General features: G+C 39.5%; 21 protein-coding genes and 1 riboswitch. Of the genes, 18 read left to right on the top strand and 3 right to left on the bottom strand.

Going from position 1 to position 22,154, the window contains the following annotated elements; all coding sequences use genetic code 11:
- Nucleotides 1-258: 258 nt before the first annotated feature.
- The 7 genes from ACFX40_RS15610 (at nt 259) to ACFX40_RS15580 (ending at nt 8,369) form a co-directional block, all read left to right on the top strand.
- A complete protein-coding gene (locus ACFX40_RS15610; RefSeq protein ID WP_013056834.1) occupies nt 259-1,011 on the top strand; it encodes a DeoR/GlpR family DNA-binding transcription regulator in 753 nt (250 codons plus the stop codon).
- Nucleotides 1,008-1,922: a 1-phosphofructokinase gene (gene pfkB / locus ACFX40_RS15605; RefSeq protein WP_025752144.1), complete on the top strand. Its 915-nt coding sequence runs from the start codon at nt 1,008-1,010 to the stop codon at nt 1,920-1,922. Before ACFX40_RS15610 ends, pfkB begins: the two co-directional genes overlap by 4 nt.
- A 12-nt stretch (nt 1,923-1,934) precedes the next feature.
- Entirely contained in the window at nt 1,935-3,806 is a 1,872-nt protein-coding gene (locus ACFX40_RS15600; protein ID WP_013056836.1) for a PTS fructose transporter subunit IIABC, read from the top strand.
- A gap of 195 nt (nt 3,807-4,001) precedes the next feature.
- Nucleotides 4,002-5,384, top strand: coding sequence for an aspartate kinase (locus ACFX40_RS15595; RefSeq protein WP_013082960.1), 1,383 nt, complete (start codon nt 4,002-4,004; stop codon nt 5,382-5,384).
- Between the two features lie 116 nt (nt 5,385-5,500).
- Nucleotides 5,501-5,986 carry a YusW family protein gene (locus ACFX40_RS15590; RefSeq protein ID WP_016763933.1) on the top strand — a complete coding sequence of 162 codons (486 nt, stop codon included), beginning with the start codon at nt 5,501-5,503 and terminating at the stop codon, nt 5,984-5,986.
- Between the two features lie 188 nt (nt 5,987-6,174).
- Entirely contained in the window at nt 6,175-6,765 is a 591-nt protein-coding gene (locus ACFX40_RS15585) for a superoxide dismutase family protein (RefSeq protein WP_025752148.1), read from the top strand.
- Nucleotides 6,766-6,881: 116 nt separating this feature from the next.
- Nucleotides 6,882-8,369, top strand: a complete 1,488-nt coding sequence (locus ACFX40_RS15580; RefSeq protein WP_377255494.1) for an FAD-dependent oxidoreductase — start codon at nt 6,882-6,884, stop codon at nt 8,367-8,369.
- 74 nt (nt 8,370-8,443) lie between these two features.
- On the opposite strand, the gene ACFX40_RS15575 is transcribed toward ACFX40_RS15580, so the two are convergent.
- Nucleotides 8,444-9,676 (bottom strand): helix-turn-helix domain-containing protein, encoded by a 1,233-nt coding sequence (locus ACFX40_RS15575; RefSeq protein WP_025752150.1) that lies wholly within the window; start codon nt 9,674-9,676, stop codon nt 8,444-8,446.
- A gap of 308 nt (nt 9,677-9,984) precedes the next feature.
- Between ACFX40_RS15575 and ACFX40_RS15570 the strand changes: the two genes are divergently transcribed.
- Genes ACFX40_RS15570 through ACFX40_RS15560 form a run of 3 tightly spaced genes read left to right on the top strand, consistent with a single transcriptional unit; the run spans nt 9,985 to nt 12,493 of the window.
- On the top strand, nt 9,985-10,764 hold the full coding sequence (locus tag ACFX40_RS15570; RefSeq protein WP_028408699.1) for an SDR family NAD(P)-dependent oxidoreductase: 780 nt from the start codon (nt 9,985-9,987) through the stop codon (nt 10,762-10,764).
- A gap of 12 nt (nt 10,765-10,776) precedes the next feature.
- Nucleotides 10,777-11,079, top strand: a complete 303-nt coding sequence (locus tag ACFX40_RS15565) for an ArsR/SmtB family transcription factor (RefSeq protein ID WP_057243764.1) — start codon at nt 10,777-10,779, stop codon at nt 11,077-11,079.
- Nucleotides 11,080-11,092: 13 nt separating this feature from the next.
- The gene (locus tag ACFX40_RS15560) at nt 11,093-12,493 is read left to right on the top strand and encodes an aldehyde dehydrogenase (protein ID WP_051421067.1); all 1,401 of its coding nucleotides are present in this window, start codon (nt 11,093-11,095) and stop codon (nt 12,491-12,493) included.
- 28 nt (nt 12,494-12,521) lie between these two features.
- On the opposite strand, the gene tenA is transcribed toward ACFX40_RS15560, so the two are convergent.
- Nucleotides 12,522-13,211 (bottom strand): thiaminase II, encoded by a 690-nt coding sequence (gene tenA / locus ACFX40_RS15555; RefSeq protein WP_013056845.1) that lies wholly within the window; start codon nt 13,209-13,211, stop codon nt 12,522-12,524.
- Nucleotides 13,212-13,306: 95 nt separating this feature from the next.
- Nucleotides 13,307-13,404: riboswitch (TPP riboswitch) on the bottom strand.
- A 226-nt stretch (nt 13,405-13,630) separates the two neighbouring features.
- Here tenA and ACFX40_RS15550 point away from each other — a divergent pair.
- The 3 genes from ACFX40_RS15550 (at nt 13,631) to ACFX40_RS15540 (ending at nt 16,373) form a co-directional block, all read left to right on the top strand.
- Nucleotides 13,631-14,377 carry a TspO/MBR family protein gene (locus ACFX40_RS15550; protein WP_060745764.1) on the top strand — a complete coding sequence of 249 codons (747 nt, stop codon included), beginning with the start codon at nt 13,631-13,633 and terminating at the stop codon, nt 14,375-14,377.
- A 302-nt stretch (nt 14,378-14,679) separates the two neighbouring features.
- Nucleotides 14,680-14,862, top strand: a complete 183-nt coding sequence (locus ACFX40_RS15545; RefSeq protein ID WP_013056847.1) for a hypothetical protein — start codon at nt 14,680-14,682, stop codon at nt 14,860-14,862.
- 176 nt (nt 14,863-15,038) lie between these two features.
- The gene (locus ACFX40_RS15540) at nt 15,039-16,373 is read left to right on the top strand and encodes a sodium-dependent transporter (protein ID WP_098249835.1); all 1,335 of its coding nucleotides are present in this window, start codon (nt 15,039-15,041) and stop codon (nt 16,371-16,373) included.
- A 31-nt stretch (nt 16,374-16,404) separates the two neighbouring features.
- Here ACFX40_RS15540 and ACFX40_RS15535 read toward each other — a convergent pair whose 3' ends face one another.
- Nucleotides 16,405-16,980: a cell wall hydrolase gene (locus ACFX40_RS15535; protein WP_028408694.1), complete on the bottom strand. Its 576-nt coding sequence runs from the start codon at nt 16,978-16,980 to the stop codon at nt 16,405-16,407.
- A gap of 250 nt (nt 16,981-17,230) precedes the next feature.
- Between ACFX40_RS15535 and ACFX40_RS15530 the strand changes: the two genes are divergently transcribed.
- From ACFX40_RS15530 to ACFX40_RS15510, 5 genes are all read left to right on the top strand, one after another.
- Nucleotides 17,231-18,262, top strand: a complete 1,032-nt coding sequence (locus ACFX40_RS15530) for a LacI family DNA-binding transcriptional regulator (protein ID WP_060745760.1) — start codon at nt 17,231-17,233, stop codon at nt 18,260-18,262.
- A gap of 89 nt (nt 18,263-18,351) precedes the next feature.
- Nucleotides 18,352-19,077: a ThuA domain-containing protein gene (locus tag ACFX40_RS15525; protein ID WP_060745759.1), complete on the top strand. Its 726-nt coding sequence runs from the start codon at nt 18,352-18,354 to the stop codon at nt 19,075-19,077.
- 32 nt (nt 19,078-19,109) lie between these two features.
- The gene (locus tag ACFX40_RS15520; RefSeq protein ID WP_098579599.1) at nt 19,110-20,135 is read left to right on the top strand and encodes a Gfo/Idh/MocA family protein; all 1,026 of its coding nucleotides are present in this window, start codon (nt 19,110-19,112) and stop codon (nt 20,133-20,135) included.
- Nucleotides 20,136-20,147: 12 nt separating this feature from the next.
- Nucleotides 20,148-21,152, top strand: a complete 1,005-nt coding sequence (locus tag ACFX40_RS15515; RefSeq protein WP_034275886.1) for a Gfo/Idh/MocA family protein — start codon at nt 20,148-20,150, stop codon at nt 21,150-21,152.
- Between the two features lies 1 nt (nt 21,153).
- Nucleotides 21,154-22,122 carry a sugar phosphate isomerase/epimerase family protein gene (locus tag ACFX40_RS15510; RefSeq protein ID WP_028408689.1) on the top strand — a complete coding sequence of 323 codons (969 nt, stop codon included), beginning with the start codon at nt 21,154-21,156 and terminating at the stop codon, nt 22,120-22,122.
- The last annotated feature ends 32 nt before the right edge of the window (nt 22,123-22,154 follow it).

The following is a 22,154-nucleotide window of genomic DNA, read 5'->3' as shown; positions in this document are numbered from 1 at the left end:
CAGTCATAGCTAATTGAGTAGAAGAAAACCTTTACATATAATGAGAAAAGTAGACGAATTCTTGAATTACCAGCATATTTCCTTTTGTATTAACTATTATTAAACCAAATGCAAATTTAACTATTCGTTCAAAAAACTTTATTTTGTAATTAAAAAAATGAATGTTTTTGATTTTTTATGATTGATTTTGAATGTAAACCGTGATAAAGTAAGTACATGAAATAAATGAAAACGCTTTTTTGAAAAAGGAGCTAGAACATGTTAACGCCGGAGAGACATCAACTAATCTTAAAACTTTTAAAAGAGAAAGAACTTGTAAAAGTACAAGAGTTTATCGAAGTTACAGGCGCTTCGGAATCCACCATTAGAAGAGACTTAAGTCAACTAGAAGAAGAGCAAATGCTCAAACGTGTTCACGGTGGCGCTTCGCTTATTCGCAGTAAACGAATCGAACTGAGCGTTATCGAAAAATCTGCTAAAAATGTTCAAGATAAACGAAACATTGCAGAGTATGCGGCTTCCATTATAAATGAAGGTGACTGTATTTTTTTAGATGCAGGAACTACAACGTATGAAATGATTCCTTTTTTAAAGCAAAAAGATGTAGTAGTCGTGACAAATGGTTTAATGCATTTAAACCCGATGCTAGAACAAGGTATCACCCTCTATTTAATTGGGGGATCTGTTAAACATAAAACGGGCGCTTTAATTGGCAATGGAGCTCTTTTAAGTCTTGAGCAATATCGTTTTGATAAGTGCTTTATGGGAGCGAATGGGATTCATCATCAATATGGATATACAACTCCTGACCCAGAAGAAGCATTGATCAAGCAAACGGCAATGAAGCTGTCTAGAGAATCGTATATTTTATCAGATTCCACTAAGTTTTTTGAAACAAGCTTTGCGAAAATAGCCGATTTACATGAAGCAAAAATTATAACAAATGACGTACCTAGCGATGTACTTATACAGTATGCAAACAAAACAGACATAAAGGTTGTGAAATCATGATTTATACATGTACGTTGAACCCATCCGTTGATTACGTAGTACATGTTTCAGCATTCGAAGAAGGCGGGCTTAACCGTACAACGAATGAAGCCAAGTTTCCAGGAGGAAAAGGCATTAACGTCTCTCGCGTTTTAAAGCGATTAGGTGTTGATAATAAAGCCCTCGGTTTTGTAGCCGGCTTTACAGGAACCTATATCGAAGACTACTTAAAAGCGGAGAATATCGAAACAGCTTTTACAAGAGTTGAGGGAGATACCCGTATTAACGTAAAGTTAAAAACAGAAAAAGAAACAGAAATTAACGGTCAAGGACCTGCTATTACAGACGAAGCGCTTCAGTCTTTATTGACTCAAGTAAAACAAATGACTGAAGGCGATATCTTCGTATTAGCGGGGAGTATACCGAAAACGCTTCCAAGTTCTGTGTATGAAACGTTAACTGAACTAGCAGCAGCGAACGGAGTAAAAGTTGTAGTAGATGCAAGTGGAAAAACTTTGCTAGACGTCGTGTCTCACAAGCCGTTTTTTATCAAACCGAACCATCATGAACTTGCAGAATTGTTTGATGTAGAAGTAAACAGTGCAGAAGATGCGCTAGTATACGGTAAGAAGCTCGTGGAACAAGGAGCGCAAAACGTTGTTGTGTCTATGGCAGGTGATGGAGCACTGCTTATTAACGAAAGCGGTGTCTACAGTGCCACAGTCCCTAAAGGAACGGTAAAAAATTCTGTTGGAGCTGGCGATTCACTTGTAGCTGGATTTATTGCTTCTTATGTAAAACAAGGGGATTTATTAGAAGCTTTTCAAACAGGAGTAGCTTCAGGAAGTGCCACAGCATTCTCACTTGAATTATGTACAGCAGAAGATGTAAAGACGCTTCGTGAACAAGTGTCAATCACAAAGGTAGAGTAGGGGGAAACGAGAATGAGAATTACTGAATTATTAAAAAAAGATACAATCATTCTTGATTTAAAAAGCACGTCAAAAGCTGATGTTATTGATGAATTAGTTGGAAAATTAGACGAAGCTGGTCGCTTAAGCGACCGAGCTGGCTATAAAGAAGCAATTTTAAATCGTGAATCTCAAAGTACAACGGGAATTGGAGAAGGCATTGCCATTCCGCATGCGAAAACAAGCTCGGTAAAAACACCGGCCATTGCATTTGGACGCTCAACAGAAGGTATCGATTATGAATCATTAGACGGACAGCCTGCACACTTATTCTTCATGATTGCAGCGAGTGAAGGCGCAAATAACGCTCACTTAGAAACACTATCTCGTTTGTCTACGTTATTAATGGACGAATCATTCCGAAAAACGTTGCTAACAGCATCATCAATTGATGAAGTCATTAAAGCAATTGATGATAAAGAAACTGAAAATGAAGCGCCGGAAGAGGAAGTAGATACAGCTTCAGATCAATTAGTGCTTGCTGTAACGGCTTGTCCAACGGGAATTGCCCACACATATATGGCAGCGGACAGCTTAAAAGCAAAAGCGAAAGACATGAATGTCACGCTAAAAGTTGAAACAAACGGTTCCAGCGGGGTTAAAAACGCGTTGACGAAGGAAGAAATTGAAAACGCTACCGCTATTATCGTTGCAGCGGACAAGCAAGTAGAAATGGAACGTTTTGCAGGTAAAAAAGTCATTCAAGTTCCAGTAGCTGAAGGAATTCGCAAGCCTGAAGAATTAATTAACCGCGCGTTAAAAGGAGACGCTCCTGTATACAGCGGCGGCGGTGGCAGCAAAGAAGGCGGAGAAAGTAAAGGATCAGAGCGTACAGGGTTTTACAAGCATCTAATGAGCGGTGTATCCGCAATGCTTCCGTTTGTTGTAGGGGGCGGGATTTTAATTGCCATTTCATTTATGTTTGGCATTCACTCAGCAGAACCGAAAGATCCGACGTACAATGCATTTGCAGCAGCATTAAAAACAATTGGCGGAGATAATGCATTCTTCTTACTAGTACCAGTACTAGCAGGATTTATTGCAATGAGTATTGCTGATCGTCCTGGTTTAGCTCCCGGTATGGTTGCAGGTCTTTTAGCAGCTTCTGGCGGAGGCGGTTTCTTAGGTGGTTTAATCGCTGGTTTCTTAGCAGGTTATGTAGTAGTGGGGTTAAAGAAATTATTCAGCGGCCTACCGCAAGCGCTTGATGGAATTAAGCCAGTTCTTCTTTATCCGCTATTTGGGATTTTTATCTCAGGGTTGATTATGCTTTATGTTGTAAATGAGCCAGTTAGTGCAATTAACAAAGGATTAACGCACTGGTTAAGTGGATTTGGTACAGGTAACTTAGTATTATTAGGTATTATCTTAGGCGGTATGATGGCGATTGATATGGGTGGTCCTATTAATAAAGCAGCCTTTACATTTGGTATTGCAATGATTGATGCTGGAAACTATGCACCACACGCAGCGATTATGGCAGGCGGTATGGTTCCACCATTAGGTATGGCCATTGCGACAACTTTGTTCAAAAATAAATTTACTCGCCAAGAGCGTGAAACAGGTAAAACGTGTTATGTAATGGGTCTTTCATTTATCACAGAAGGTGCGATTCCATTCGCAGCAGCTGACCCAGGCCGCGTGATTCCGGCATCGGTTATCGGTGCTGCAGTAGCAGGTGCTTTAACAATGATGTTCCACATCGGTTTACCAGCACCACACGGCGGCGTATTCGTTATCGGAATTGTACAAGGAAATCCTCTTTTATATGCACTAGCAATTTTAATTGGTGCAATTGTAACAGCGGTCCTTGTAGGCGTATTAAAAAAGCCAAAAGCAGAATAACAAATAAAGACTGATTTTACATGATGTAAAATCAGTCTTTTTGTGTTTTTCTGGTAGACATTTGTTCTTTATGGGAGTACAATTACGGTAGTATTCCTTTAATTTTTAGAAAAGTTAGATAGATGAGCTTTTCTACTTGATAAAATATGGTACAATAATCGAATATTAAAAACAAAGTAAGGAAGTGTCTCACACATGAAGGTTGCGAAGTTTGGCGGGAGTTCAGTTGCAAGCGCAGAGAAATTTAAACAGGTTGCGCATATTGTAACGTCTGATAAAGAGAGAAAGCTGGTGGTTGTATCAGCTCCGGGTAAGCGATACGGAGAAGATACAAAAATGACAGATTTGCTAATCGCACTTTCTGCCAAAATACAGCTTGGAGAAGATTACGTCGATGAGTTTGGGCAAGTAATTGATCGCTATCGTGAAATCGTTGTGGACTTGTCTATGCCAGAAACGATTATTACTGACATTATTACGAATTTACAATCACTTATTGATTTACATAAAAACGATCCATTTCGCTTATTAGACTGCCTAAAAGCAAGTGGAGAAGATAATAACGCAAAGGTAATGGCTGCTTATTTAAACCATTTAGGTTTTGAAGCTCATTATGTAAATCCAAAAGAAGCAGGTATTTTTGTTTCTGATGAACCCGGAAGAGCAAGAGTGCTTCCACTGTCTTATGAAAAATTACCGCAGCTAAGAGAGCGTTCGGGCATTTTGGTGATTCCAGGATTCTTTGGCTACTCTGAAGAAGGGAACATGGTTACGTTCTCGCGCGGTGGGTCAGATATCACAGGCTCAATTGTAGCAGCAGGAGTAAAAGCTGACTTGTATGAAAACTTTACCGACGTAGATGCTATTTACAGCGTAGATCCACGACTTGTGGAAAAGCCTCATGAAATGAAAGAAGTAACATACAGAGAAATGCGTGAACTATCCTATGCAGGTTTTTCTGTCTTCCATGATGAAGCGCTGGAGCCGGTTTATAAACTAGGCATTCCTGTATGTGTAAAGAATACAAATAATCCGGAAGCAAAGGGCACATTCATTGTAGCTGAGCGTCCTCACGGCGATACACCGGTAGTTGGAATCGCTGGGGATAAAGGTTTTTGCAACATCCACGTGAGCAAATACTTATTAAACCGTGAAATTGGTTTTGGCAGAAGATTACTTGAAATTTTAGAGGATGAAGGTATTTCATACGAACATACCCCTTCAGGAATTGATAATATCTCTGTCATCATGCGCGAGCATCAGCTTACGCCAGATGTGGAAAAGCGCGTATTTGCTCGAATTGAAAAAGAACTTGAAGTAGATGAAATCTTTATTGAACGTGATCTTGCTATGGTTATGGTAGTAGGAGAAGGAATGAATAGCACAGTAGGAATTGCTGCAAAAGCTACAGAAGCTTTTGCTCGTGCTGAAGTAAATCTTGAAATGATTAACCAAGGTTCTTCTGAGGTGAGCATGATGTTTGGTGTGAAAGCAGATGCTTTAGACCGTGCTGTTCAAGCTCTTTACAATACGTATTTTAACAGCATGTACAGTATTTCTTATTCGAATGTAAAATAAACAAGACGAAAAACCCCGCTTTCTTTTTAGAGAGCGGGGTTTTCTAGTGAAGGCGTATAAAAATCAAATTTGTGGACATAAAGGGAAGGAAGAGTGAAGTCAAAGGAGGAAATACAGTGAAGAAACGACCCTTTTTCATATTCTTTTCCCTTATAAGTATTAGCGTGCTTTCAGCGTGCCACAATGATGATGCAGCGCCGGCAAAAGAAGCTCAAAATAAACAAGGCGTGACGAATGGCGGAACGCCGATGAGCTATGATAATCAAAGCGAAAACACATCTTTTAACTTTTCAAAATTTGATTTAGAAGTAGACTATAAGGGGCTCAACAATGATTATGAAGCCGACTACGAAAATGAAAATGATGAGATAGAAGCCAAAGTGGATGATAATATTAACGATGAGCACTTGAACGGAGACAAAGCTTTTAATAAATTATCTTCAAAATTTAAAAAGTTAAATTTTGATCAGCGCACGCCCGATGAAGATGTAAAAAAAGAAGTAATCGATGCGTTTGGTCTAAAAAAAGATTTTCAGTCGTTTGAATTAGAAGTTCGTTTTTCAAACGGAACGGAAAAAGAATACAACTTTAAACAGAAGTAAGACGTTAAAGCAAAGTATTTTAGTTGAAGGAAAATCCGAACGATGAATCGAGGTTCTTCATTAAGAATCCAACTCGTTCGGATTTTTTTATTGGTAAGGTGAACGTATGTCTCAATCTTATTTTTGATGTCTAAAAAAAGGAAAATAGTGAAAGGATGGTGATAAATAAGAAAAAGGAGGAATCACGGATGCAAAAGTTGATAATGAACGGATGCGTAGTCTTTGTTCTGTTATTGTTAGGAGCATGCAGCATGGTAAAAGAGCAAAATAACGCTCATGAAAACCACCTGAAAACAGAGGAAGCAAAAGAAACAAGCGAAGTATCGGTAGAACCTGTTAAAGTGGATTTAACAAATACATCGGGTAAAAAAGTAGGAGAGGCTACCCTGTCAGAAGCAAAGAACGGCGTGCACATTAAATTAACTGCTCAAGGTCTTTCACCTGGGAGACATGGATTTCATATTCATGAAATAGGAAAATGTGAGGTGCCGGATTTTAAAACAGCGGGTGCCCATTTTAATCCTTTTAAACGTGAACACGGCTTTAAAAATACAAAAGGCCCGCATGCAGGTGATTTGCCCAATCTAGAAGTTGCTCCAAATGGCAAAGTAGATACAGAAATTTTTGCTTCTCTTGTCACTCTGCAAGAAGGAAAGCCGAATTCTCTTTTGGATATGGATGGATCGGCATTAGTGATACATGATAAAGTCGACGATTACACAACGGATCCTTCAGGAAACTCAGGAGATCGGATTGTTTGTGGAGTGATTACAAAATAAGCCAAAAAGCTGTGAGATCATTCACGGCTTTTTTATTTCAGTAACGAGCCGCTTCTAAATTGCGGTGAGCTTCTTTTTTTTGCACAATAGAAGAAAGAGCTAAAGAAGGTGAAAACATGCATAAGCAAGTTGTCGTAATAGGCGGAGGAATAGGTGGTTTAACAGCGGGAGCGCTTTTAGCTAAACATGACTATGAAGTGACGGTTTTAGAGGCTTCTCGAGAATGGGGAGGCTGTGCAGGGAAATTTCAGCGTCATTTGTATACGTTTCCTGTTGGGGCGACGCTTGGAATGGGATTTGAGCACGGAGGGATACATGAGCGAATCGGCACGTACCTTGGCCTAGAAATTGAAAAGGTTTCTCTTGAGAAAATCATGAAAGTTCATCTTCCTCATCGTACACTGATTTATTATCAAGACCGGTATCAGCATATTTCCTATCTTCAAAAACAATTTCCTCATAAAGCAAAAAATATTAGGAGCTTTTATGAAAATGTTTTTAGAATTGCAAAAGAAATTCGCAAGCTTATGCAGTCTCTGCCGGTTCTTCCTCCTCTAACAGTCGGTGAGTGGAGCAGGCTGGTAAGTTCGTTGAATTTTGGTTCTGTGAAGCTGTTGCCTTATTTTCATCAATCGTTTAGTTATTTACTAAAAAAACACAGCTTGCTAGACGAAGCGGACTTTCTTCATTTTGTTGATGGTCAATTAATAGACAGCATGCAGACAACGAGTGAGAACTGTTCAATGCTTATTGGATGTTTAGCGTTAGATATTTATCACGAAGGTGCTTTTTATGTGAATGGCGGATTATACAAAGTCGCAGAAGCGCTGCAAAAATCGATTAAAGCCAGCGGAGGAAAAACGATTCTAGGAAGGAAAGTAGTAAAGATAGAGCGTGATAATGACGGGTGGATCGTGCATGATCATAGAGGTAACCATTACCGTGCATCAGACGTTGTATGCAACGCGCCGGTTCAAAGCATAAAGTCTTTGCTGCATGATGAAGATTACCAGCATATTCATAAGCGGGCAAAAGAAAAAAGCGAGCTTCCGCAGTGGGGAACGTTTTCGATGTATTTTGCGATTGATGAAAGAGATCTGCCGCAAAAGGTAGAGTTGTTTCAGCAAGTACTTCAATCCGAACAAGGGGAAATGACGGAAGGAAATCATTTGTTTCTCTCAGTCTCTCATCCTGACGATCGTTTTCGAGCGCCTGAAGGCAAGCGTACAATTACAGCGTCTACTCACATTGATCTTAGCAAGTGGAGTACCAAAGAAGCCTATGATTTTCAAAAACAAGTTCTTGAAAAAAAAATGGTAGCAGGCATTAAAACCATTATTCCTGGCATTGAAAAAGCAGAGCATCAAATTTCGGGAGCTCCTAAAGCATGGGAAAGGTTCACTTCTCGCCCAAGCGGCGGAGTGGGAGGCTTTCCGCAAACGTTAGATCATGCCTTGTTCAACAGCATTTCACATCGATCTGGCTTACAAGGAATGTGGTTATGCGGAGATACAGTATTTCCAGGAGCAGGAACTATAGGCGTATCGGTAAGCGGCTATCATGTTTTTCAAAGTATAACGTCTCATCGCCACGCGTTACCTTAACATTTCTTACATACAAACTACTATTGTTCATACTATTAAAAAACACCGGCCCTATTACCATAGGGCCGGTGTTTTCAGGAGAGAAACAGCTTCCACCACTTCCTTTTTCGCTTCATATCAGCAGCGGCGGTTTGTCTAAAGGTTTGGACAAAATCACTAAACATCTCTTCGCGTTCAGCTACGCTTTGACGATGAAGCTTACGTTCTTTCTCCATTTCTTTTAAATAATAGACTCGTTCCTCATTCATTGAATCAATTAAATCACGAAGCTCTTCTGTCGTATTAGTTGAAGAATTGTTTAATTTTTCAACCATAAATTTTACTTGATTCATCGCAACGGTGGAATTGCTTGAGAATCGGTCTAATAAATACTGCATTTCTTTAGAGGATTCATCCGCATTCTCCATGACATCTTTCATGAACAGGCGCATATCCTCGGTTTTCTCTTCAGCGATTGTTGAATAATCTTCAATCAAAGAAGTGACTTCATCAAACGATTTTTCGTTAGAACGGATAATTTTTTTAGACATATTCTCTACATCTCTTGCGCTGCGTTCTGAAGACTCAGAGATGTATGCCCCGACCGACTCCACCATTTCTACAGTTTGAGTAGCACTTTTTTCAAGCTCTCTTTTTACTTCTCCGACAATTTCTTCGCGAACTTCATTTCGCATACCTTCCCGCATTTCTTTTAACAAATCAGCTTTAAATGTATCAAGCACCTCAAACACATCTTCATAGCGGCGAACAGCTTCTACTAATTCCCCTTGAAGCAGTTCTTTTTCATTCACAACAAGGTCGTTTGGTTTTGGCTCTTCAATAGAAGCAGAAATAGCCTGCTTTTCTTCTTCAGTAGCTAATCGTGCTTCAGGTATAGGAGGGGTCTTCTCTTGCTTATTTTCTGAAATGCTTTCCTGCTTTTCAGCAGCTTTTTTCTTTTCTTGCTTCATTTGTTTATTGGAATGTTCTTGAAAATCAATGACGTTTTCTTTTTTAGCAGTTTTCAACTGTGCCGGTTCTTCTTCTTTTGAAACCGCTGCCTCTGATTCCATCACTAAATGCTCCTGTTCTTCTTGTTCTTTTATCAGCAGCTGAACGTATTCTTTGACTTCATCTAACGTACATTGTTCATCAAACAGCTGTTTAATATCATTAAATAACTCAATTTGTTCCTCTGTATAGACACGGGCCCCATCTACTCGTTCAATTGTTAAATAGCTGCCCAATAGTTTTTCCCATTGTTTTAGCGTTTTCTTTTCTACCTCTAATTGATCACTTACTTTTTTAATTGTATATGTCTCCATCATTTTTCATTTCCTCCCTTATCTATTTTCATCCAACTATGTAATGGATTATTTGTTGTATGTTGTATTCACCATATCTTCACTTGTTTTCCTGCTAGGTGACAAAGGTTGTCAAAACTAGACGACATTAGCCTTCTATGTAAAGAAAACGCATATTTTGTAAAAAAATGTACAGAAATGCGCAAATGGAAAAAATGGAAAACATAAAAGAAAAGAAGAGTATAGAAAACAGTTGACGGGAAAAAATGAATCCTATAAGATAAGTTTAAATGTTTAAGTTCTTGAACATATAAACATAAGGAGTGAACACTATGTCACAGCATTATGCGCTCATCACCGGTGCGTCGGGAGGAATAGGTAAAGAGTTAGCTTATCAATTCGCAAAGGATGGGCATCCTGTAATTTTAGTTGCCAGAAGCGCTGATAAACTAACAGCGATTGGAGAGAATTTAAAATCTACTTACAATATTGACGTGATAACGGTTGTTAAGGATTTATCAAGAGAAGAAGAGATACAGTCACTATATGAAGAACTTAAAAATAAAAAAATACACGTTGACTATTTAGTGAACAATGCTGGTTTTGGACTATACGGCAAATTTATTGAAACAGCTTTAGACGACGAGTTAAACATGATCGATTTAAATATTCGAGCATTAACTCATTTAACAAAATTATTTTTACCGGATATGGTCAGAAGAAATCAAGGTAAAATTTTGAACATTGCGTCCGTTGCTGCATTTATGCCGGGTCCGCTTATGACGGTGTATTACGCAACAAAAGCGTACGTATTGTCTTTCACAGAGGCCCTTGAAAATGAATTAAAAGGTACCAATGTAACGGTAAGCGCTCTATGCCCGGGTCCAACTAAAACGGGTTTTAGCGACCGAGCCCAGCTAAGCAACTCCAAGCTTTTTCAAAGCGGTGCAATGGATGTAGAAACAGTAACGAAAGTTGGCTATAAAAAATTTATGAAAGGGCAGACGGTTATCGTACCAGGAGTGCAGTTTCGTCTCGCCACGTTCATCCCGCGCTTCGTGCCAAGAAAGTGGCTTACATCCGTTGTCCGAAGAACACAAGAAATTAAATAAAGGGGAATCTATATGAGTGAAAAAGCAGTCGAGTTATTTCGTGCCAGCATTCCTATTTTTCAGGCGCTAAGTGATTCAGCAAGACAAGATATTATTTTGCTGCTCGCGGAAAAAGAGCCTTTAACCGTAAATGAAATTGCAAACGAGTCTACGCTATCACGACCGGCAATTTCTCATCATTTAAAAATTTTACGCGATCAAAAGCTTGTGCAAATTGAGCAAAAAGGAACGCAGAGATATTATTCATTAGCTTTAAATGAGGCAGTTGAGCTATTAAAAAACTTGCTTGCTACAGTTGAAAGCGAATGTTTATAGGGAGATGAAAGAGATGAACCACGAGCAATTTTATATCACAGATAAAACGGTCATTGAGCATATTGTCTCTACACAAAAGCAGTATTTCTATGCGCAAAAGACAAAGAGTATCAGCAGCCGCATTCAAGCGCTGAATAAGCTAAGAGAAATAGTCAAACAAAATGAGCAGAGAATTATGGATGCTTTAAAACAAGATTTAAATAAATCTGAAGTAGAGGCCTACACGTCGGAAATCGGGATTTTACTAGAGGAAATTCGGTTTACGCTTAAACATTTAGCGAAATGGATGAAGCCTAAAAAAGTAAAAACCGCTTTAACACATGTGGGCTCTAAAGGGAAAATTGTTCCTGAACCGTATGGAGTTGCGTTAATTATTGCTCCGTGGAACTATCCGTTTCAATTGGCACTGTCTCCTTTAGTAGGAGCGATTGCCGCTGGAAACACGGCGATTATAAAACCTTCTGAACTAACGCCTAGCGTATCTCGCGTTATACAAGAATTACTGGCTGAAGCTTTTGACCCAGCATTTGTGACGGTGGTTGAAGGGGCTGTAGACACGACAAGCCTGCTTTTAAAACAGCCCCTTGATTATATTTTCTTTACGGGAAGTGTAAATGTAGGGAAAATTATTATGCAAGAAGCAGGGAAGCAGCTTATCCCCGTCACGCTTGAGCTAGGCGGAAAAAGTCCGTGCATTGTACATGAAGACGCAAACCTAGATCTTGCAGCGAAGCGAATTATGTTTGGTAAAGGGATGAATGCAGGCCAGACGTGCGTTGCTCCTGATTATTTGCTCGTGCATAAAAAAGTGAAAGCGCCGCTTGTAGAGAAACTTCGCGAAGCAATTTCTCAATTTTACGGTAGTAATCCACTTGAAAGCGACCGCTACGGCCGTATTGTCAGTGAGCGTCATTTTACTCGGCTAGTTGAGTTTTTAAAAGACGGAAATGCTATAGTTGGAGGCGGGTACAATAAGGACACGCTAACAATAGAACCTACGGTGTTAAGTGAAGTAAGCTGGACATCAGACGTTATGCAAGAAGAAATCTTTGGGCCTATTCTTCCTATGATTGAATATGAAACACTAGACGAAGTCATTCATAAAGTTCAAGAAAAAGCTAAGCCGTTAGCTCTTTACTTATTTACAGAAAGTGAAGATGTGCAAAACGTCATAACGGAGCGCCTTTCATTTGGAGGAGGCTGTATAAACGATACGCTTATGCATATCGCTACGCCATATTTGCCGTTTGGCGGAGTGGGAGAAAGCGGCACGGGTCAATATCATGGAAAAGACAGCTTTCAGACATTCACTCATTTTAAAAGCATGCTGTCTCAAACAACCAAGTTTGATTTGTCATTCCGCTATCCTTCGGAAAAACAAAGCTTGAAAATGATCAAAAAACTATTGAAATAAAAGAGCCTCCTGATAGGAGGCTTTTTCGTTATTTTGAAAGGGAAAGCTGAGAAAGCGGCCATTTTTCTTGGGTATATGCCATTTCCCAAAATAAATACTCCAGTTCACAGCTTTTGATGAAATGATCTTTCATACGGTTACGTTCTTCTTCAGTCGCTTGTTCGGCGAGTTCATCAAGCTTGTTACAAAACCATTGTGTTGTGCCATTCATTTCTTCATTATTATAAAACTGAATCCATTCATAAAAAGGATGAGAAGGAGATGGATTTACTTGTTCTGTAATGCGCTGGCCAATTTCAACGTACGTCCATGGACATGGAAGAAGCACTGCAATGATTTCTGCTAAGCTGCCTGTATGCGCAACACTTGTCATATGGTTAATGTAGTGGCTGGCCGTCGGTGAAAGCGTCTCAGTGTGAAGGTCTTCATAACGTACGCCTGCTACTTCACAAAAATTATTGTGAGGGTGTACTTCACTATGTAATACCGTAGAAATGCCGGCATTAAAGGCTTCCATTTCGGTACGCGTGCGGCATTTTGTTAAAGCAGCGCCGTAAATGCGAACAAATGCTGTTAAGTATTCGTAATCTTGAGAAACGTAGTGAATAAGCGCTTCTTTTGGCACGTTTCCTTCAGCAATTCCTTTAATAAAAGGATGGTTAAAAATGGCTTCGTAAATATAGTTTGCTTCTTGTCTTAATTGAGATGAAAATGACATCAAAATCCTCCTTTAATATGAGGAAGTCACAAACAAGCACATAAAGGAAATAAAAAACACTCCGTTTATAAACGGAGTGGCAAAGGACAGTAAAAAACTGAACATTGCCACTTTCCTACGCTGGTATGAGCCAGATCAGGTTCAAAGGGATCAAGAAAACTTGTCTCAGCCGGTGGCACCCCTAGTGGACTTCCTATTAATCTAAGTTTAACTTACCATATATTCTGAAAAATAGAAAGCGTTATGGGAAATTGTGTGCTAACCGCTTTTCTTTCTTAAAGAGGAAATTTCTTAAAGCTATTTTTAATCATTTTTGTTTAAAAATGCATATTTTTAGGGAAGAAGAGGTATTAATGAAGGGAAGAGCCGTTTTCGTCTCCGAAACACTCCCATATAAATAGAAGAAAGGAGAGAACAAAATGGCGAAATTTCGTTTGTATGCTGTATTAAATACAGTAGGCTTGGCTATTACACTGCTTGTGAATTATTTAGCAAATGCTATTCCAATAGGAGGCAAAACAACGGGAGAAGCTTCTGCGCAAGTTCCTACGTTGTTTACACCAGCTGGTTATGCCTTTGCTATCTGGGGCGTTATTTATTTATTATTAACCATTTGGGTTATACGCCAATTTTTTGCAAGAGAAGATCAAAAGGAAATATATGCACGTATCGGCATTTGGTTTTTTCTAAACTGTTTGTTAAATAGTGCGTGGATCTTTATTTTCCAAAACGATTACTATAAGTTATCCCTTTTAGTTATGCTCTTTATTCTAGGCACATTAATGATTGTGTATTCCATTATTCAGCATTCTCGAATGACGACATGGTTTATGCGTCTGCCAATTTCGCTTTATCTTGGATGGATTTCTGTTGCGACTATTGTCAATGTGTTTGTCGTATTTCAAGCAAATGGAATACAGCACTTGCTTGGCTTAAACGAGTTAGCATGGACGATTATTATGCTGCTGGTAGGAGCTGTGCTGGGCATCATGTTTACATTAAAAAACCGAGACGCTGTTTATCCGCTTGTTTTTATTTGGGCTTATATTGCCATTGCAGTGAAGCAAAGTGGAAATCAGCCAATTGTCATGACTGTCATTATTTCGATTGTTTTATTAGCAATTGCCATTATTGTGGGACTGATTAAACGCTATAGACGTTTTTAAAAAGAAGCTCTAGCTTTTGTAAGCTAGAGCTTTTTATGATGCTCTTTTGATTGTAAAAAAGCAGCTGTAAAAGCAATTAAGCTAATTAAAATACCAAAAGGAACAACAATTGGTACGAATGATAAAATAAATGTCATAAGTGTAACCTCCATGTTGCATCGGTGCATAATGAAAAATTCAACTTTTTTAAATTGAAGTTCCGCTATTATAGTATGCTAGGCTTTATGTTTGGAGCCTATATGTTTAGAAATAAACGAAAAAGGCAACATACGTTACATACAGGTTATATAGGAGGAGTTAAAATGGAAACATATTTAGTCGCTTACACAGATAAAGATGATATGGAATATAAACAAGTGACGTGCGAGAGCTATGAAGATGCAGAGCGTACGGTCCTTCGTTTAGAGAGAGAAGGGCATATGCATATTGAAGAAATTTCAAATCAAGAAGCCTACCGTGGAGATGAATCATCGTACAGAGAATAAATTTTGAATAGAAACACCGACCTTAAAATGAAGAAGCAGCTGCTTCTTCATTTTTTCTATTCTATATAGATATCGTTTTATAGAAAAAAGTAAAACGGGAATGATTTTCTTCTGCATTTATGGTACAGTACTAATCAGGTGAGTTTTGAGTTTAGAAGAGGAGAGAGTAACATTATATGAGTAAAGGAAATCAGTGGTCTTCACGCCTCGGTTTTATTTTAGCATCTGCTGGGGCAGCAATTGGTCTAGGAGCGATATGGAAGTTTCCATACGTAACGGGAACCAGTGGCGGTGGAGCATTTTTTGCGTTGTTTATTTTATTTACGATTTTTATTGGATTGCCGCTTCTGTTGGCAGAATTTATCATTGGAAGACATACGGGAAAAGAAGCGATTAGTGCTTATAAGGCAATTGCTCCAAAATCCGCTTGGGTATGGATTGGCAGGCTGGGAGTACTAAGCTGTGTCGTTTTGCTTTCCTTTTACAGCGTCGTTGGCGGCTGGGTGATTTTATATACGATTATGAGTGTAACCGGTATGCTAAGCGGAAAAGAGTACGGCGCGTTGTTCAATGCCGTCATTAGCCAACCTTATGTAGTATTAGGTGCACAGGCGCTGTTTTTATTAATTACAGTGTTTGTTATTTCAAAAGGCGTACAAAAAGGAATAGAGCGTGCTAATAAATACATGATGCCGCTGTTATTTATTTGTTTTATCATTATCGTGGTGCGTTCTCTAACATTAGACGGAGCAATGGACGGAGTAAAGTTCTTTTTAAAACCGGATTTTTCAGCCATTACAGGGTCATCTGTTCTCTATGCGCTCGGTCAGTCGTTTTTCTCGCTTTGCGTGGGATTATCCTGCATGGTGACATATAGCTCTTATTTAGGGAAAAAAGTAAGCTTGACGCGTTCAGCTGGCACTATTGCTATTTTGAACTTGTTTGTTTCGCTGCTGGCGGGCTTGGCTATTTTTCCAGCCGTTTTTTCGTTTGGATTAAAGCCAACTGAAGGACCTGGACTTTTGTTTGTGGTCTTGCCAACAGTATTTGAGAAAATGCCGTTTGGTACCGTCTTTTTAGCACTGTTTTTAATTTTATTTCTATTTGCTACGCTTACGTCTGCTTTTTCACTTCTGGAAATTATCGTAGCTGCTTTAACCAAAGACGATCAGACAAAACGAACTCGCTACGCTTCTTTATCAGGGATTCTTGTGTTTGTGGTAGGTATCCCATCAGCGCTTTCGTTTGGTGTACTAAAACATGTTTCACTTTTTGGCAGAAGTATATTTGACGTAGCTGACTTTTTTGTGAGCAACTTAATGCTGCCTCTTGGAAGTTTAGCCATTGCGATTTTTGTGACATTTAAAATGAAAAAAGAAGCCGTGTATGAAGAGTTTATTTCAGGAAGTACAAAAGGTGTTAAATTATTCAACGCATGGTTCTTTCTAGTTAAATACGTATTGCCTATTATTATTATAGCTGTTCTATTAAGCTTACTTGTTGCATATTAAAAAAAAGCACTCATCTGAGTGCTTTTTTTGTTTATTTTGCAAAAACGTGATTTCCGATCGTAATCGTAACCTGTTTTTGACGAAGCCATTGGTCGCTTGTTTTATCTGGATTAAAGAAGAATAATGAACCTTTTCCTTGACCTCTAAAAGCTAGTGCTTCATTTACAGCTTTTTTTGCTTCAGCATCCGCTGCTTTATTAATTTCACCGTTTTGTACAGGTGTAAACTGTGTACCTTGATAAATGACATCATGAATAGAGTTTGGGAAAGAATCGCTATCCACGCGATTTAAGACAACTGTTGCTACAGCCACTTTGCCAGCGTAAGGTTCGCCTTTTGCTTCAGCTTGTACAAGGCGAGCTAACAATTCTTTATCACTTTCGCTAATAGAGTTAGGGATTGTTAGTGTTTCATTTGCATTAATAGAGTCCGTAGATTTGTGATTCGCTTCTTTTAACTGTTTAACCGTAACGCCGTATTCAGCGCCAATCTTGTAAAGAGTCTCTCCGGCTTTTACGCGATGAGTTGTTTCAGCGGCATTTGCCCCGTGACTCATGCCGAACATAGGAACTGCCAGTGCTCCAATAATTGCTAGTTTCTTAAACATAAAGTAAGTACCTCCTAAAATCCTTTTGAACGCCCCTTTTATCACGGATCGGTGCGTGCTGTGCACCGAACTTTATATGTACGTTTCAAAGATTAACAGGTGTCAATACATCTTGTCACTGCTTAAAACATGCCAATCTAGGAAGATATTATAATAGTTAACAGATAATTTGAAAAATACGTTGACTGATAATAAAGGAGTGAATTATAATGAACGAGTAAATAGTTAACCGTTTAACTGGAGAGATTTTATGGGAGAAAAGATAACGATTCGTGATGTAGCGAAGCATGCAGGGGTGTCTGCAGCTTCAGTATCTTACGTCTTAAACGGAATTAACAAAGTATCCGATGAAACAAAAGAGCGAATCTTAACAGCGGTAAAAGAATTAAACTACGAACCAAATTTAACCGCCGTTAGTCTCTCGAAACAAAAGTCAAATATGATTGGCGTTATGTTCCCGCTTACAGATGATTCACTTTCTACTATATTTAAAGATAACCATTATTACAGCGAAATGATTAGTGGAATTGAATATGTAATCCGCAAGCATGGTTATGATCTAGTCATATCTGGAGCGAGTAGCCCAGCTGATTGCCTAAAATGGATTCGAACGAGAAATATTGATGGTCTTCTGTTTTTAGGAGCCTTCCCTCATCGATTGTATGAGAAAATGAAAGCGTTATCGAATCCGATTGTGCTAGTAGATACATATGAAAAGTATGAACGTGATTATCATCATATTTCTGTAGACGATGAGCATGGAGGATATCTAGCTACAACACATTTAGTGAATTTGGGGCACAAAGAAATTGCCTTTGTTGCTCATCACCTCGTCAATAGTCCAGTGGATAAAAAGAGGTATATAGGCTACGAGAAAGCATTAAAAGAAGCAGGCATTACACCATCAAAGACGTTTGTTTTTGAAGTGAACGAAAGTTCCTTTGATAACGGTTACAAATTAGGGAACAAGCTGCTGCAAGATCATAAGGATATTCGTGCGGTTTTTGCATCCTCTGATACGCTGGCGCTTGGAATTATGAAAGCACTGCAAGAAAAGGGGAAAAAAATTCCGCAGGACTACTCAATCGTAGGGTTTGATGACATAACGTTTAGCAGCTATGCATCTCCAAGTCTAACAACCATCCGTCAAGATGTATTTAACAAAGGAGTCGTCGCCGCGACGTCTGTTATTCAAGCAATTGAACACCGTTTCAGCACGCTGCAGCATGTGAAATTATCGGTTGAACTTATTATTCGAGATTCGACTGCTAAGCGCGGGTGAATCACAGTAAGTTAACCGGTTAACCAAAGTTTAGCATTTATAAAAAAAGGGGATATAAGTTAGCATTCACAAAAAAAGGGGATATGAAAATGATTAATGTTACAGTATGGAATGAAAATCGTCATGAACAGAAAAATCCGGTGGTAAGAGAAATTTACCCTGAAGGCATTCACGGTGCCATCGCTTCTTTTTTAGAAGAAGGAGGATTTCGTACGCACACCGCAACATTAGAAGAAGTAGAACACGGGTTGACTGAAGAAGTATTAAATCAAACGGATGTTTTAGTATGGTGGGGTCATTTAGCACATGACGAAGTAAAAGATGAGATCGTTGAGAAAGTAAAGCAGCGCGTGCTAGACGGTATGGGGCTTATTGTCTTACACTCAGGTCACTTTTCTAAAATTTTCAAAACGTTAATGGGCACAAGCTGCGACTTAAAATGGCGTGAAGCAGATGAAAAAGAGCGCTTGTGGGTAGTAGAACCAAGTCATCCGATTGTGGAAGGTATTGGTGAATTTATCGAGCTTGAGCGCGAAGAAATGTATGGAGAGCACTTTGATATTCCAGCACCTGATGAACTGATTTTCACGAGCTGGTTTGAAGGCGGAGAAATTTTCAGAAGCGGCTGCACGTACAAACGCGGAAACGGAAAAGTATTTTATTTCAGACCTGGACATGAAACATATCCAACATACCATAACAAAGACATTCAGCGTGTCATTATGAATGCGATTAAATGGGCGAAGCCAGCAGAGAGAAAACGTCCGGTTTACGGCAATGCGCAACCGCTTGAATCAATCGCTGTTAAAAACTAATTAATAATGCTTAAGCAAAGGGGATAGGAAAGATGGCAAAAGTAAAAATTGGCGTTATTGGGTGCGGAAGCATTGCGCAACACCGTCACTTACCAGAATATAAGATGAATGAACAAGTAGAATTAGTAGCCGTTTGCGATATAAACACAGAACGTGCAAACAGCGTAGCACAGCAGTACGGTGTAAAAGCTTACACAAACTATGAAGAACTTTTAGCAAGCGGTATAGTAGAAGCAGTGAGCGTATGTACGCCCAACTATCTTCATGCGCCTATTTCGGTTGCAGCGTTAAACAGCGGAGTTCATGTCCTGTGTGAAAAGCCGATGGCAACATCAGAAGAAGAAGCGAAAGCAATGATTGAAGCAGCAAAAACAAACGGTAAAAAACTAATGATCGGACATAATCAGCGCTTTGTAGCTTCTCATCAAAAAGCTCGTGAACTTATTGAAAAAGGGGAAATCGGTAAAATTTATAGTTTCCGTACGGCTTTTGGCCACGGTGGCCCTGAAGGTTGGAGCGTGGACGGAAAAGACAGCTGGTTCTTCAAAAAAGACGAAGCGTTTATTGGGGCTATGGGTGATTTAGGCGTTCATAAAACCGATATGCTCCGCTACATATTGAATGAAGAAATTGTAGAAGTCGGTGCATTTGTAGAAAGCAATGCAAAAGACTTTGCAAATGTAGACGACAATGCTGTGTGCGTATTAAAAACGGAAAGTGGGATTATCGGTACGCTTGCGGCAAGCTGGGCTTACAATGGAAAAGAAGATAACTCCACGATTGTTTACGGAGAGAAAGGGATTCTTCGTTTGGAGGACGACCCGACGTATTCATTAGTTGCACAATATGCAACGGGTGAAGTCGTGAACTATGAATTAGGAAAAATTCAATCGAACGATGAAGGCGGCCAAGGTAATTCTCACGTCATTGAACAATTTGTAGATGCAGTTGCAGAAGATAAAGAATCTCCTGTTCCTGGTGAAGAAGGATTAAAATCACTTGCTGTTATTTTAGCAGCTTTAAAATCAAGTCAAACGAAACAAATTACGCGCGTGTAAGAGGTGAAAAACGTGAGAATTGGCATAATCGGAGCAGGAGGGATTGCTGTAAGCAGGCATATCCCGGCATTCAAACAACTGGGTGATGAATGTGTGATTTGGGGGCTTAGCGATATTAATAGTGAAAGAGCCACAGAGGTAGCCAATGAGCATAATATCCCTCACGTATTTGTTGATTACAAAGATATGTTTAAAGAAGTGGATGCTGTATGTATTTGTACACCGAATAAATTTCACGCCGAGTTTGCAGTAGAAGCGCTAAAAGCAGGCGTTCACGTCCTATGTGAAAAGCCAATGGCGATGTCTAAAGAGCAAGGTGAAGAAATGCTTGCTGCTGCTAGAGAATCAGGTAAGCAGTTAGCGATTGCGTATCATTACCGATTCATGAAAGAAGCGCAGGCAGCGAAAAAAATGATGACAGAGGTAGGGCGCCCATTAGTTGCACGTGTCAGAGCAATGCGTCGCCGAAAGGTTCCCGGTTGGGGGGTATTTACGAACAAAGATCTTCAAGGAGGAGGCAGCTTAATTGATTACGGCTGCCATTTGCTTGATTTAACGCTTTGGCTGATGGGAAACCCAAAGCATACTGAAGTGCTGGGAAGTACATATAATGACCTGAGTAAAACGCCTAACCAATTAAATCAATGGGGAGCATTTGATCATGAAGCATTCAGCGTGGATGATCATGTAACGGCCTATATTAAATTTGAAAATGGAGCGTCGCTTCTTTTAGAAACTTCTTGGGCTGCTAATATCGAAGATGATGAAGAGCACGTAAGCATATCAGGGGTAGATGGCGGTTTAAGCGTGTTTCCGTTTGAACTATACACGTCTAAAAACGGTATGCTCATGAACAGTACGTCACCGTGGATAGATGGAGAAGATGATTACAGCCTAAGTCAGGCTAAAAATTTCGTTGAAGCGTGTAAAGGAAATGCTGAATTAGTGGTAAAGCCACAAGAAGCGCTTCAAGTCTCAGCTATTATTGACGAAATATATCGCACAGGGGGAAATTAAAATGAAACTTGGAGTATTCACGGTCTTATTTGCGGATCTTTCTTTTGAAGAGATGTTAGATAAAGTAAAAGCAGCAGGTCTTCATGCTGTTGAAATCGGAACGGGGGGCTATCCGGGAAACAGTCATTGTCCGTTAGATGAGCTGCTTGAAGATGAACAAAAAAGAGAAGCCTATATGAAGCAGATAAAAGACCGCGGACTTACAATCAGTGCATTTAGCTGCCACGGCAATCCTATTTCACCTGAGGCAAGTTTTGCAAAAGAATCTGACGAAACGCTTCGCAAGACCATCCAACTAGCATCATTAGTAGGTGTTCCAGTGGTTAACTGCTTTTCTGGAACAGCAGGAGATCACGAAGAAGCGAAGTACCCAAACTGGCCTGTTACTCCTTGGCCTAACGAGTATGGAGACGTCTTGAATTGGCAGTGGGAAAATAAGCTTGTTCCTTATTGGAAAGAAATTGGAGAACTAGCGGAGGAGCATAACGTGAAAATTGGTTTAGAACTTCACGGCGGATTTTTAGTTCATACTCCGTATACGCTGCTAAAGCTTCGCGAAAAAACAAGTCCAGCGATTGGCGCTAACCTTGATCCAAGTCATTTATGGTGGCAAGGAATTGATCCGGTAGGAGCTATTAAAATTTTAGCAAAAGAAAATGCCATTCATCATTTCCATGCAAAGGATACGTACTTGGACCAGGATAATATTAACATGTACGGCCTGACGGATATGCAGCCATACGGAGAAGTCCAAACGCGTGCATGGACGTTTAGATCCGTAGGATGCGGACATGATGTGAAAGAGTGGTCTGATATGATGAGTGCACTTCGCACATACGGATACGATTATGTAGTCAGCATCGAGCATGAAGATCCAATCATGTCGATTGAAGAAGGATTTAAACGCGCGGTTACAAACTTACAAAGTGTATTAATTGAAGAAACTCCCTCACAAATGTGGTGGGCGTAAGCAAAAAGAAGCATCTCTAAAAAGAGGTGCTT

The sequence above is a fragment of the Priestia sp. YIM B13552 genome (genome assembly GCF_042787775.1).
Classification (GTDB): Bacteria; Bacillota; Bacilli; order Bacillales; family Bacillaceae_H; genus Priestia; species Priestia megaterium_E.
This window is presented reverse-complemented; position numbering and strand designations above follow the sequence as displayed.